The sequence below is a fragment of the Sphaerisporangium sp. NPDC051017 genome (assembly GCF_040683095.1).
GTDB lineage: Bacteria > Actinomycetota > Actinomycetes > Streptosporangiales > Streptosporangiaceae > Sphaerisporangium.
Genome location: NZ_JBFBCI010000039.1, coordinates 41,555 through 54,530, shown reverse-complemented (window position 1 = coordinate 54,530; position 12,976 = coordinate 41,555). Strand labels below are relative to the sequence as shown.

Genomic DNA, 12,976 nt, shown 5'->3' with positions numbered 1-12,976 from the left:
GGCCCCGTGGCCGTGAGTGTGCGGGTGAGAGTGATCATGCGGGTGATCGTGCCCGTGGCCCATGTGTTGCCTTTCCATCCCGCCGGATCGATCTTGGTCCGGCTACTGAGGAACCATGGCAAAAGGCGCTTAACCGGACATGAACACACCGGATCCGGTGAGGGTCGAGTGGCTTGCGATCGTGGCACCGGGCCGTCTGACCACCGGGTTTGTGTGCCACGCCGGACGGATGTCCGGAGTTTTGTGACTGAATGTCAGGACAAATCGACTTTTGGGTCGCTTGGGCATATCGAGGTGTTTGTCGGCCGTGTTTCGGATGGCCGGAATCCTCGGCGCCGACGGGGTTCCCGGCGGCCCGTCACCTTTCTCGGGGGCGAGCGCGCGCAAACTTCCGCCCATATCAGCGAAAGTTACGATTTACCGATCTAAAGGCTGGACGGGTCGATCGAAAGAATCTAGAGTCGCGGCCAATAGCCCCGAAGGTGCGGTTCGTAACCTCCGGGAAACAGGACCGGGCACGCACCTGTGCCCAAGGCGCGGGGGCGGCGCGCCTTGCCTGGCGAGACATCGGCCAGGGAAGGAGACATTGAGCATGTCAACGGCGATTCCACACCGGCGCGCGCCGATGGGCGCGGGCGCGCCCGGCCGCGCCCCATCGGGGCGCCTCGCGTGGCGCCTCACCCGCGGGGCCAGGGCGGCGGCGGCCTCTCTGCTCGTGGCGGCGGGCGCGCTGGTCGCCGGGGCGTCCCCGGCCGCCGCGGTGCCCGTCAACCCCGCGGCGTTCCAGCAGGTCACGATGGCCAAGGGCGTGGCCGAGGTCGGCGAGCCCATGTCGCTGGCCGTCCTGCCGGACCGCTCGGTGCTGCACACCGCCCGCGACGGCACACTACGGCGCACCGACGCCGCCGGCACGACATCCGTGGTCGGCACGCTCCCCGTCTACACCCACGACGAGGAGGGGCTCCAGGGCGTCGGCGTCGACCCCGGCTTCGCCACCAACCGCCGGATCTACCTGTACTACGCGCCCCCGCTGTCCACCCCCGCGGGCGACGCCCCGGCGAACGGAACGAACTGGACGGCCTGGCAGGGCGTCAACCGGCTCTCCCGGTTCACCCTCACCGCCGACTGGAAGCTCCAGGCCGGCAGCGAGGTGAAGGTCCTCGACGTGCCCGCCGATCGGGGCATGTGCTGCCACGTCGGCGGGGACATCGACTTCGACGCCGCGGGCAACCTCTACCTGAGCACGGGCGACGACACCAACCCCTTCTCCTCCGACGGGTACAGCCCCATCGACGAGCGCGCCGACCGCAACCCCGTCTTCGACGCGCAGCGGACCTCCGCCAACACCAACGACCTGCGCGGCAAGGTGCTGCGCGTCAAGGTGAACGACAACGGCACGTACTCCATCCCGGCCGGCAACATGTTCGCCCCCGGCACCGCGAACACCCGCCCCGAGATCTACGCCATGGGCTTTCGCAACCCGTTCCGCATGAGCGTGGACAAGGCCACCGGCGTCGTCTACCTCGGCGACTACGGCCCCGACTCCGGGACCAGTTCGGCGCGCGGCCCGAGCGGCCAGGTCGAGTTCAACCGGATCACCGGCCCCGGCTTCTTCGGCTGGCCGTACTGCACCGGGACCAACACCGCCGCCGAGACCTACGCCGAGTACGACTTCGCCACCGGCGTCAACGGCGCGAAGTACAACTGCGCCGGCGGCCCGGCGAACAACTCCTTCCGCAACACCGGGCGGCCCACGCTCCCCGCCGCCCAGCCCGCCTGGATCCGGTACGGCGGCGACGCCGGCTCCCCGCCGGAGTTCGGCGGCGGCTCCGAGTCGCCCATGGGCGGCCCCGTCTACCGCTACGACGCCTCTTCCACCTCGCCGGTGAAGTTCCCGCAGGAACTGGACGGGGTGTTCTTCGCCGGTGAGTTCGGGCGGGGCTGGATCAAGGCCATCGAAGTCGGCCCGGGCGGCGCCCGCGGCGCGATCACCTCGGTCCCGTTCACCGGCAAGCAGGTCATGGACCAGGCCTTCGGCCCCGACGGCGCGCTGTACGTCCTGGACTACGGCACTGGGTACTTCGGCGGCGACGCCAACTCGGCGCTGTACCGCATCGAGCACATCGGCACCGGCAACCGGGCGCCGACCGCGCGGGCGAGCGCCGCCCCGACCTCCGGCCTGGCGCCGCTGACGGTGGCCTTCTCCTCCGCCGGCAGCTCCGACCCCGAGGGCGGCGCGCTGACGTACGCGTGGACGTTCGGCGACGGCGGCACCTCCACCGCCGCCAACCCCTCCCACACCTACACCGCCAACGGCACCTACACCGCCACGCTGACGGTCAGGGACCCGCAGGGGGCGACGGGATCGGCGAACGCGATCATCACGGTCGGCAACACGGCCCCGCAGGTGACGATCACCTCGCCCGGGGACGGGCAGCCGTTCACCTTCGGCGACACCGTCTCCTACGGCATCAGCGTCACCGACCCCGACGGCGGGACGGTGGACTGCGCCAAGGTCACCATGAACTACCTGCTCGGCCACGACAGCCACGCGCACGCCATGACCTCGAAGACCGGCTGCTCGGGCACGATCACCACCGCGGTCGACGGCGAGCACGCCACCGACGCCAACACCTTCGGCGTCCTGGTCGCCGAGTACACCGACCCCGGCGGCCTGAAGGGCACGGCCCAGGTGACGCTGCAGCCCAGGCACCGCCAGGCCGAGCACTACTCGTCCTCCTCCGGCGTCAACCCGATCAACCACGCGGGCGCCGAGGGCGGCAAGACGGTGGGCGACATCGAAAACGGCGACTGGATCGCCTTCCAGCCCTACCTGCTCTCCGGCGTCACCTCCTTCACCGCGCGCGTCTCCTCGGCCGGCGCCGGCGGCACGCTGGAGGTGCGGGCCGGGTCGGCCACGGGCACCCTGCTCGGCGCCGTGACGGTGCCGGTGACCGGCGGGTGGGAGACCTTCCGCGACGTCACCGCCCCCCTGAACCCGGGGCCGGCGGGTGCCACCACGCTCTACCTGGTGTTCAAGGGCGGGGCGGGAGCGCTGTACGACGTCGATTCCTTCACCTTCGCGACCGGCGCCCCCGCCCGCAACGGCCCGGTGAAGGGCCTGGCGGGCAAGTGCCTGGACGTCAGCAACGCCGACACCGCTGACGGCACCAAGGTGCAGCTCTACACCTGCAACGGCACGGGCGCGCAGAACTGGGCGGTGAACGGCCAGACCCTCCGGGCGCTCGGCAAGTGCCTGGACGTGGCCGGTGGAGCGACCGCCAACGGCACCAAGGCGCAGCTCTACACCTGCAACGGCACCGGAGCGCAGAACTGGGCGGCGCAGAGCGACGGCACGCTCCGCAACCCGCAGTCCGCCAAGTGCCTGGACGTCGCCGGTAACAACTCCGCCGACGGCACCCAGGTCCAGATCTGGGACTGCGTCGCCGGCGCCGCCAACCAGAAGTGGACCCTGCCCTGACCGGTCGCGTCTGCTGACGGGGCGGCCCTCGCGCCGCCCCGTTTGCGACCGGCCCGGGAGGGCCGCCGGTGGAGTGCTCCCGGCACGGGAGCGCTCAACGGCATCGACTCGGCACTCAGGACAAGGAGGGAGCAAGTTGAGACACCATCTGCGCCGCGCTCTGGTCATGGTGGCGGCCATCGTCACCGCCATGGTCTGCGCCGGCACGGGCCAGGCGATGGCGGCCGACACCCCCTACAAGGTGCTCGTGTTCGCCAAGACCGCCGGATTCCGGCACGACTCGATCCCCGCGGGGATCCAGGCCGTCCGCGACCTCGGCGCGGCCAATAACTTCACCGTCGACGCGACCGAGGACGCCGCCGCGTTCACCACCGGCAACCTCGCCCAGTACGCGGCCGTGATCTTCCTGAGCACCACCGGCGACGTGCTGAACGCCGCCCAGCAGACGGCCTTCGAGTCCTACATCGCCTCGGGCAAGGGGTACGTGGGCGTCCACGCCGCCGCCGACACCGAGTACGACTGGCCGTTCTACGGCCAGCTCGTCGGCGCCTGGTTCTCGTCCCACCCGGCCATCCAGCAGGCCGGCGTCCGGGTCGTGGACCGCGCGCACGCCGCCACCGCCTCGCTGCCGGCGACCTGGACCCGCACCGACGAGTGGTACAACTACCAGACCAACCCCCGCGCCTCGGCCCGCGTGCTGGCCACCCTGGACGAGGGCTCCTACACCGGCGGCACCATGGGCGCCGACCACCCGACGGCGTGGTGCAAGACCTACGGCGGCGGGCGCTCGTTCTACACCGGCGGCGGCCACACCATCGCCTCCTTCTCCGAGGCCCCCTTCCGGGCCCACCTGCTCGGCGGCATCCGCTACGCGGCGGGCAAGACCAAGGCGGACTGCCGTCCCGAGTCCGGCTACACCACGCTGTACAACGGATCGACCACCGGCTGGTCGCAGGCCGGGCCCGGCGGGTTCACCAACGCCGACGGCGCCCTGACCTCCTTCGGCGGCCTCGGCATGCTGTGGTACTCGGCCAAGGAGTTCGGCTCCTACTCCCTGAAGCTCGACTGGAAGATGCCGGGCGACGACAACTCCGGCGTGTTCATCGGCTTCCCGGCCAGCAGCGACCCGTGGTCGGCGGTGAACAACGGCTACGAGATCCAGATCGACGCCACCGACGCCCCCGACAAGACGACCGGCTCGGTCTACGGGTTCAAGTCCGCCGACGTCGCCGCCCGCGACGCCGCGCTCAACCCGCCCGGCGAGTGGAACACCTACGAGCTGCTGGTCGAGGGCGAGCGCGTGCAGATCTTCCTGAACGGCACCAAGATCAACGACTTCACCAACACCGACCCCGTCCGCAGCCTGCGCCAGGGCCACATCGGCCTCCAGAACCACGGCGACGGCGACGACGTCTCGTTCCGCAACATCCGCATCAAGGAGCTCGGCGCGCCCCCCACCACCCGCACCGGTCCGATCAAGGGCCTGGCGGGCAAGTGCCTGGACGTCAGCAACGCCGGCACCGCCGACGGCACCAAGGTGCAGCTCTACACCTGCAACGGCACCGGGGCACAGCAGTGGACCACGGGCAACGGCCAGACGATCAGGGCGCTCGGCAAGTGCCTGGACGTCAGCAACGCCGGCACCGCCAACGGCACCAAGGTGCAGCTGTGGACCTGCAACGACACCGGCGCGCAGAACTGGGCGCCGCAGGGCGACGGCACGGTGCGCAACCCGCAGTCCGGCAAGTGCCTGGACGTCGCCGGCAACAACTCCGCCGACGGCACCCAGATCCATATCTGGGACTGCGTCGCCGGCATCCCCAACCAGAAGTGGGTGCTGCCGTAAGGCAAACGGTTGATCCATTCAGGGACACGCCACGCATTTCCCCTACGAGTCGGCAAAGGCCGTAGAAGGCCATAAGGCATGGAGAACGTGAGGCGGGACCGCGACGCCGACCGGCCCCGTCTCCGCGCCCCGTCCGGCCCCGGGCATCGCTGTCCCGGACGCGCCGCGGTGACGCCGACACCGCGGCGCCCCGGTGGTCCCGGGCGGACGGGGTGACAGGGTTCCCCGCGTCCCGGCGCGCCCCCCGGTGCCGGGCCGCGGGGACGTCCCGGCACGCCCGGGAACCGTGACGCGATCTCGCCAGGTGAGAGCCTGACACGTCTTCCAGCGGCGGACGACTACTCTTGACGAGCAGGCACCCCGACGTGAGAGAGATCATGAAGACCTTCGAAGAGCTGTTCGCCGAGCTGTCGGACAAGGCGCGCACCCGCCCCGCGGGGTCGGGCACCGTCGCGGCGCTGGACGCCGGTGTCCACGCCATCGGCAAGAAGGTCGTGGAGGAGGCCGCCGAGAGCTGGATGGCGGCCGAGCACGAGTCCGCCGAGCGCGCGGCCGAAGAGATCTCCCAGCTCCTCTACCACGTGCAGGTCCTGATGATCGCCCGGGGCATCGGGCTCGACGAGGTCTACAAGCATCTCTAGGCCGGGTCCCTCCCGGCCTTCGCCGACCGGCCTCGTCTCTCCGATCCGAAGGAATCTCCGTAAGCCATGCTGCGCATAGCCGTACCGAACAAGGGCGTCCTCACCGAGGCCGCCCAGACCATCCTCAAGGAGGCGGGCTACCGCCCCCGCAGGGATTCCAAGGAACTCGTCGTCGTCGACCCCGACAACGGCTGCGAGCTGTTCTTCCTGCGCCCCCGCGACATCGCCGTCTACGTCGGCGAGGGCACGCTCGACGCCGGCATCACCGGCCTGGACATGCTCTTCGACTCCGGCGCCCCTGCCGAGGAGGTCATGCCGCTCGGGTTCGGCGTCTCCACCTTCCGCTTCGCCGCCAAGGCCGGCGCGTTCTCCTCGGTCAAGGACCTGGAGGGCATGCGCGTGGCCACCTCCTACGCCGGGCTGCTCGGCAAGCACCTCGCCGATGTCGGCGTCGAGGCCCGGGTGATCAAGCTGGACGGCGCGGTCGAGACCGCGATCCGCCTCGGGGTCGCCGACGCCGTGGCCGACGTCGTCGAGACCGGCACCACCCTGCGCAACGTCGGCCTGGAGGTCTTCGGCGACCCGATCGCCCACTCCCAGGCCGTGCTGATCAAGCAGGTCGGCGCCGAGGAGACCAACGGCGTCCGCCAGCTCGTCCGGCGGCTGCAGGGCGTCATCGTCGCCCGCGACTACGTCATGATCGACTACGACATCCGGGCCGAGCGCATCGACGAGGCCATCGCGATCACCCCCGGCATGGAGGGGCCCACGGTCTCGCCGCTGCACCGCGAGGGCTGGGTCGCGGTCCGCGCGATGGTCCCGCGCAAGGGCCACCAGCAGGTCATGGACCGGCTCTCGGAGATCGGCGCCAAGGCCGTCCTCGCCACGGCCATCTTCGCCTGCCGCATCTGAGCCCGCCGTATCTGAGCCCGCCGTATCTGACGCCGCCGTATCCGAGCCCGCGGTCCCTGAGCCCGCGGGCTGCGGAAATCGGCGGTGGCAGCAGTCGCTGCCTACGGTGCAGCAGTGAAAGGCCCACAGGCGCGGCTCCCGGCGCTTCACCCAGGTTCCGCAACGCCTCCGGATAAGGAGGCTCGCAGACGACTCTAACTGAATGTGGTCGGTCGACTACGTTTCGGATATGCTTGGTCGCGGCCCTCCGACCATGGTGGGCGTCTCTCGAGTACCCCCCTCGAACGGAGACACACCCATGTCAAGTGATCAGCTCAGCGTCGAGACCCGGCGAGGCGTCGATAGGCTTCTGCGGTTCTCCGGGAACGTCGGCGGGCTGAACGAGGACGACGTCCTGGCCGTCCTGCGCGAGGCGGGCATCACCACGCTGGAGTCCCTGGTCCAGCACGCCCTGGCGGTGCCGCCACCCGCCGAGCCCGAGCCCCTCGACTCCACCCGCCTTCTCGCGCCCGTTCCGGTGGACGCCGACCCGCCGTCCGCGCTCCTGTCGCACCGGGTGCCGCAGGTGGCCGTGGTCATCGACGGCGTCGAGTACGACCCGGCGGACGTCACGCGCTTCGACGGTCAGGTGCTGACCTTCGTGGCCGACGGTTCCACCGATCGCATCCTGGCCTTCACCGACGACCGGCCGCTGCGCACGGCGATATGGGCGGCCAAGGCGATCGGCCGGTCGAGCACACGCACCGCCACGCCCGACGACATGCGCGCCGGCCCTCGGCCGCCCACGATCGGTGAGGTGCAGATGTTCGAGCACCACTTCTACGGCGGTGACTGGTTCTGGCTGGGCGCCAAGCTCGGCTGGCCCGACCTGACCCGGGTCAGGCACGGCTCCTGGCCCGGCTCCGACTGGAACGACACCATCAGCTCGATCGGCGCGACCAACTGCCTGGTCTTCTACTACGAGCACATCAACTACGGCGGCATCAGGCTGTACGGCACCCCGGGCATCGACATACCCGACCTGGGCCGGATCGGCTGGAACGACCGCATCTCCTCGGTCGCCAACTACGGCCCCATCGGGGGCTGAGCGCAGCCCCCTCAGCGCATCGACGAGGCAATCGCGATCACCCTGGCATGGAGGGCCCCCACCGTCTCTCCGCTGCACCGCGAGGGCTGGGTCGTGGTCCGCGCAAGGGCCAGTGACGGGGCCTCTGGCCAGGCTCCTATAAGGTCACGCGCCGCGTCCAGTGAGTGCAGGTGAGCGCCTTCCGGCCGGGGCCGACAGATCCCGTTAAGGACCCTGCGGTCAGTCAGAAGTGGGGTCAAACCCCGCCGGAAGGCGCTCACCTACATCCTCACTGTCAGAAGGCGTCAGGAAGGTATCAGAAGGTGATGGTCCACCCCTCCCGGGCGGCCTGGTCGGCGGTGTAGGCCACGCCGTGGACCTTCAGTCCGGCCGGGTCCAGCAGGGTGATCGCCCCGCCCTTGTTGCCGAGCTGGAGCCCCTCGCCGGTCGGCACCACCAGGGTCGTGCCCGGGGCCAGCGGCCCGGCGGGAAGGGCCAGGACGTTCTTGGCGCGGTCGGCGAGGCGCCACCCGGCCAGGTCGACCGGGTCGGGCGAGGCGTTGAGCAGCGTGACGGTCTCGTGCTCGGGCGCCGGGCCGGTGGGGTTGGCCAGCGCCGCGATGATCCGCACCCGCGCGTCCGCGCCGGTGGCGGGACGGGCCGGCGCCTCGGCGAGGGCGTGCCCGGTGACGTCGTCGGTGTGCCAGGCCTGGGACTGGAAGGCCAGGAAGATGCCCACCCACCGCGACTCGGCCGGCCGCGACTGGGCCGGAAGGTGCACCAGCAGGGCCCCGTCCTGCCACACGTGGTCGTCGGCGCGGAAGCGGCCGCTGTTGCCCTGGTTCATGTGCACGTCGTGCACGCCGTTGCCGGGCAGGAACCCGAAGATCTTGTCCGCGGTCCTCGGCTCGGGCCCCCAGCGTTCGCCGAGGACGTACACCCCGGCCCGCGGGTCGCCGATCGCCCGCTGGACGTAGTGGTCCAGCAGGTCGGCCAGGTCGTTGTCCTCGCCGGGCAGGTCCGGCGGCAGCGGGCGCATGGCCGCCGGGTCGAACAGGTTGCCCCGGATGAAGTCCCCCGCGGCGCCGCCCGGGGCGCTGGGCAGCGACGTCCAGCCGCTGCCCGCGGGCGGCAGCGCCGCGGTGAGCGGGTGACGGAAGTCCTCCACCGCCGCGTACAGCAGCTCCGAGGGCGCCTGCTGGGACAGGACGTTGACCGCCGCCCGGTAGTTCGTGCCCATGTCGTCGACGAGGTGGATCTGGTAGTGCGGTGTGTCGCCGCGGCCTTCCCTGCGCCGGGCGACCGCCCGGCCGGCGAGCACACCATAAGACTTGAGCGGCATCGCGAACCCCTTCCAAGGGAGCGGAACATGCCCGCGCCGCCCCCGTTCCCCCGCGCCCCCCGGCGCGCCAGGAGCAGGGTAACGCCGGGCCGGTCGCGCATCCAGGCCCACCGGGGCGCGACACGCGAGGCCGGGCCCGAAACGGCGCGAGGGGACGGCCCGGTACGGCCGGAACGTTCCCGGACGTCCCTCAGCGGCGTCCCGGGCGCAGGTCGGCGACGTGGCGGATCAGGTCGCCGACGTGGACCACCCCCATGCACCGCCCCACCTCGTCCACCACGACCAGGTCGTCGTAGACGCGGGCGCCGTCCTTGCCCGCGACCTGCATGGCCGCGATCGCGGGCGTCGTCTTCGGCACGACGCGCGGCGCGTCGGCCAGGCGGTGGGCGGGCTTCTTGGCGTGCAGGGCGTGGCCGTAGGGCCCGGCGATGGACAGCAGGAAGCGGCTGCGCTCCACGCTGCCCCGAGGCCGCTGGTACTCGTCCACCAGGATGACGCTGGTGATCGACGGCTCGGTGCCGAGCGCGTCGACCACGTCCTCGGCCGTCGCGTCCATCTCCAGGGTGACCGCGGGCATGAGGAACTCCTGGACCCGCGGGCCGAGGTCGATCGTGGACGGCTCGGCGGCCGACGCCGGCACCGGCAGGGGGACGTGCACGCGGCCGTGCGCGGGACGCCAGTCGGGCGGGGCGAGCAGCGGGCCCTGGGCGAGCCGGATGCCCCAGCCGCGCAGCGTGGTGAGCTGCATCTCGTCGCGCACGTGCGGCGCGAGCACGTGGATGCCGATGGTCTTGGCCATCTGGGCGACGGCCTCGCCGAGCGCGTTGCGCCGCGGGTCGCGGGGGATGCGGTCGACCAATTCGGGGGACAGGACGGCCGCGTACGGCGAGGCGTCGGCGACCAGGTCCAGCGGCATGTGGGTGGTGCCGAGGCCGCCGAGGGCGACCAGGTACCCGATGGCCCGCAGGCCCTCGACGCCGACCAGGAGCGCCTGGCGGTACTCGGGGGGGAAGTCGCCCGTGACGACCAGGATGACCTCGCGGGGCCGCCGTCGCGTGGCGCGCATCGCCTCGTGGAGCGGCGCCATGGCGGCGGAGCCCTCGATCACGGCCCCCGACGCGACGGTCAGGAGGAGGGGCAGCAGGGCCTCCTCGCGCGCGGCGGCGTAGGCGGCGGCGACGGCGGAGGAGATGTCACGTGAGAAGCCGGGAAGCGTGACGCCGGCGCCGGCCTCGACGGCGATCACCCCGCCGGTGTCGAGGTCGACGATCGGCTGGAATAGGGGAGAGCCGCCGGACGCCTGGCGGTAGGCGTCGTCGGCGGTGGAGAGTTCCGGGGGTGAAGCGGCCGGAGAGGTGGACCTGGGGACCGTCACGTGGCGATTGTCCTGCGGTTTCAGGGGGAACTACCGCCCAGAAAGGCGAATTCACCCACATTTCCCCTTTCGTTGGAAGGGAAGTTCTTCTTTACTGGAAGTCCGGAACAGTGTCACCGTTCGTGACCATGATCACGGTCCCGGACCCCTCGTCCCGCCCTCCCCGAGCCGCCCGCGACCGCCGGGATCCCGCCCTCGGTAAGGTGTGCGGTCAGGCGGCGCGCGGGTTCGCCCGGGCCCGGGAGGAGGAGATCGTGACGTCACGTCCCGCGGCGGGAGGCGGGCGGTGGGTGTCGGTCGCCCCCGAGCGCCTCGCGGGCTGGGCGCAGGGGTTCGCCGGACGTCACGGCCCCGTCGTCGCCGTCACGGAGGGCGACGTGGTCCGGCTGCGGGCCGAGGACGGCGCCCTGGCCGAGTGCCACGTGCCGTTCCCTCCGCTGCCGGTCCAGGACGGCCCGGCCGGCGAGGGTGGCCCCGTGGCGGACCTGGCGGCGCACGCGGCGCGCGAACGGCGCGTCGGGGTGCTGCTCGTGCGCCTGGGCGGGTACGCCGCCGGCGTGTTCGAGGGCGAGCGCCTGGTGGCCTCCAAGGTCGGCTCCCGGCAGGTCTACGGGCGCAGCGCCGCCGGGGGCTGGTCCCAGCAGCGCTTCGCCCGGCGCAGGCGCAAGCAGGCGGACGAGGCCCTCGGGGCGGCGGCCGACGTCGCCGCCCGGGTGCTCGGCCCGCACGTGCCCGACCTGGACGCCGTCGTGCTCGGCGGGGACCGGCGGGCGGCCGACGCGCTGCGCGAGGACCGCAGGCTCGCCGCCGTCTTCGCGCTCGCGTCCGGGCCGTTCCTGGACGTCCCCGACCCCCGGCTGGCCGTGCTGAAGGAGACGCCTCAGAGGTTCAGGGCGGTGCGCATCCGCGTCGTCGACCCGGAGGAATGAGCCCGCGCCCGCGTCAGGCGGACAGCGGGAGGCGCAGGACGAACCGCGCCCCGCCGGTTTCGGAGTCCTCGACGTGGATCGACCCGCCGTGCCCGCGGACGATCTCCTGCGTGATCGCCAGGCCGAGGCCGGTGCCCAGGCCGTCGCGCTCGGGGCAGACGTCGAGCCGGGTGAACCGCTCGAAGATCCGCCGCCGGTCGGCCTCGGGCACCCCCTCGCCGTCGTCGGACACCGCGAGCAGCGCGTCGCCGCCCTGCCGCCGGACCTCGACGTCCACCGTCTTGCGGGCGTAGCGCTGGGCGTTGTCCAGCAGGTTGACCAGGGCCCGCCTGATCTCGGCGGGCACGGCGTCCACCGTGACGCCCGAGCCGGCCATCAGGGTGACCGGGCACCGGTCCAGCCGCTCCGACACCACCTGACGCGCGCACTCGTCGAGGTCGAACCGTTCACGCCGCCCGGCGCGCCCCACCCGCGACCGCGCCAGCGTCAGCAGGTCCGTCACCATGGCCTCCAGTCGGTCGACGCACGGCAGCAGCCGGGTGGTCAGGGTCGGCACGTCGGTCTGGCCGGGGTACAGGAGCGCGTCGTCCAGCTCCGCCCGGAGCGCGGTGATGGGAGAACGGAGCTCGTGGGAGACGTCGGAGGTGAATCCGCGCTCCCGGGAGAGCATTTGCAGGGTGACGTTGAGATGGCGGACGAGCTCGGCGATCTCCTCGGGGTCGTGCTCCGGGGCGATGCTGCCGCCGGCGTCGCCCTCGTAGATCGCGGCCAGTTCGGCCGAGATGTCGCTCACCCGGCGCAGCACCTTCCTGCCGGCCGCCCGGGCGGCCAGGGCGGCGGTGGTGATGAGGGCGACCGCGGGGAGGCCGCCGGCGACTCTGCCGGCGACCGCGGCGATCCCGTCGGCACCCGAGGCGGTGCCCGAGGAGGCGCCCGCCGCGTTCCGGCGGGCGCCGGGGCGATTCCGCCCGCGCCTGATGTGGTCGCATGACGGCGACCGCGTGTGCCAGATGCCCACAGATGCCTCCGTCCGCGCGGTATCGGCCTCCCGCTCCCCGGTACCCGCCCGGGGGACCTCCTGTCAGGTCGTGACGCGGGAACCCGCGAGGGCACGGCACCTGCCTCCGCGGGTGGGCGCCGACGTTTGCAGGTCGGCGTCTCCGTTCCCCAACTCTACGTGCTCAACTGCAATGACCTGCGACAACGCGGTCGGCGAGTACCCCGGCGGCAGGCGGCCTGACGCCGGGCCGCGGGTACGGGGCCCCAGGGGAGCGCGGGCCTTACACTAGGCCTATGCGCACTCCCGATTGATCGGCGCACTCACCACGGAGGCGGCCGGGCCGTCTCGCGGCACCCGTGCTCTTTTCCGACAGCACGTCCCTCG

At 72.0% G+C, this 12,976-nt stretch carries 10 protein-coding genes; 7 read left to right on the top strand and 3 right to left on the bottom strand.

The features are described 5' to 3' along the window. Nucleotides 1-592: 592 nt before the first annotated feature. From AB0M95_RS26805 to AB0M95_RS26780, 6 genes are all read left to right on the top strand, one after another. Nucleotides 593-3,481: a carbohydrate-binding protein gene (locus AB0M95_RS26805; RefSeq protein ID WP_363769982.1), complete on the top strand. Its 2,889-nt coding sequence runs from the start codon at nucleotides 593-595 to the stop codon at nucleotides 3,479-3,481. 136 nt (nucleotides 3,482-3,617) lie between these two features. After that, entirely contained in the window at nucleotides 3,618-5,327 is a 1,710-nt protein-coding gene (locus AB0M95_RS26800) for a ThuA domain-containing protein (RefSeq protein WP_363769979.1), read from the top strand. Between the two features lie 377 nt (nucleotides 5,328-5,704). Next, entirely contained in the window at nucleotides 5,705-5,968 is a 264-nt protein-coding gene (locus AB0M95_RS26795) for a phosphoribosyl-ATP diphosphatase (protein ID WP_363769976.1), read from the top strand. 66 nt (nucleotides 5,969-6,034) lie between these two features. Further along, a complete protein-coding gene (hisG, locus tag AB0M95_RS26790) occupies nucleotides 6,035-6,880 on the top strand; it encodes an ATP phosphoribosyltransferase (RefSeq protein WP_358521813.1) in 846 nt (281 codons plus the stop codon). A gap of 298 nt (nucleotides 6,881-7,178) precedes the next feature. Next, on the top strand, nucleotides 7,179-7,967 hold the full coding sequence (locus tag AB0M95_RS26785) for a hypothetical protein (protein WP_363769973.1): 789 nt from the start codon (nucleotides 7,179-7,181) through the stop codon (nucleotides 7,965-7,967). A gap of 18 nt (nucleotides 7,968-7,985) precedes the next feature. Further along, complete coding sequence (locus tag AB0M95_RS26780; protein WP_363770075.1) at nucleotides 7,986-8,141, top strand: hypothetical protein; 156 nt, start codon at nucleotides 7,986-7,988, stop codon at nucleotides 8,139-8,141. A 121-nt stretch (nucleotides 8,142-8,262) separates the two neighbouring features. On the opposite strand, the gene AB0M95_RS26775 is transcribed toward AB0M95_RS26780, so the two are convergent. After that, a complete protein-coding gene (locus AB0M95_RS26775) occupies nucleotides 8,263-9,288 on the bottom strand; it encodes a DUF2278 family protein (RefSeq protein ID WP_363769971.1) in 1,026 nt (341 codons plus the stop codon). 190 nt (nucleotides 9,289-9,478) lie between these two features. Beyond that, nucleotides 9,479-10,663, bottom strand: coding sequence for an EAL domain-containing protein (locus tag AB0M95_RS26770; protein ID WP_363769968.1), 1,185 nt, complete (start codon nucleotides 10,661-10,663; stop codon nucleotides 9,479-9,481). A 128-nt stretch (nucleotides 10,664-10,791) separates the two neighbouring features. On the opposite strand from AB0M95_RS26770, the gene AB0M95_RS26765 reads away from it, so the two are divergent. Further along, the gene (locus AB0M95_RS26765; RefSeq protein ID WP_363769963.1) at nucleotides 10,792-11,592 is read left to right on the top strand and encodes an acVLRF1 family peptidyl-tRNA hydrolase; all 801 of its coding nucleotides are present in this window, start codon (nucleotides 10,792-10,794) and stop codon (nucleotides 11,590-11,592) included. A gap of 13 nt (nucleotides 11,593-11,605) precedes the next feature. Here AB0M95_RS26765 and AB0M95_RS26760 read toward each other — a convergent pair whose 3' ends face one another. Then, on the bottom strand, nucleotides 11,606-12,610 hold the full coding sequence (locus AB0M95_RS26760) for a HAMP domain-containing sensor histidine kinase (protein ID WP_363769960.1): 1,005 nt from the start codon (nucleotides 12,608-12,610) through the stop codon (nucleotides 11,606-11,608). Nucleotides 12,611-12,976: the final 366 nt, after the last annotated feature.

What these genes read in the sequence shown, in the direction of transcription:
- AB0M95_RS26805 (WP_363769982.1), top strand. Translation starts at nt 593, where the DNA reads ATGTCAACGGCGATTCCACACCGGCGCGCGCCGATGGGCGCGGGCGCG.
- AB0M95_RS26795 (WP_363769976.1), top strand. Translation starts at nt 5,705, where the DNA reads ATGAAGACCTTCGAAGAGCTGTTCGCCGAGCTGTCGGACAAGGCGCGC.
- hisG (WP_358521813.1), top strand. Translation starts at nt 6,035, where the DNA reads ATGCTGCGCATAGCCGTACCGAACAAGGGCGTCCTCACCGAGGCCGCC.
- AB0M95_RS26785 (WP_363769973.1), top strand. Translation starts at nt 7,179, where the DNA reads ATGTCAAGTGATCAGCTCAGCGTCGAGACCCGGCGAGGCGTCGATAGG.
- AB0M95_RS26775 (WP_363769971.1), bottom strand. Translation starts at nt 9,288, where the DNA reads ATGCCGCTCAAGTCTTATGGTGTGCTCGCCGGCCGGGCGGTCGCCCGG.
- AB0M95_RS26765 (WP_363769963.1), top strand. Translation starts at nt 10,792, where the DNA reads ATGATCACGGTCCCGGACCCCTCGTCCCGCCCTCCCCGAGCCGCCCGC.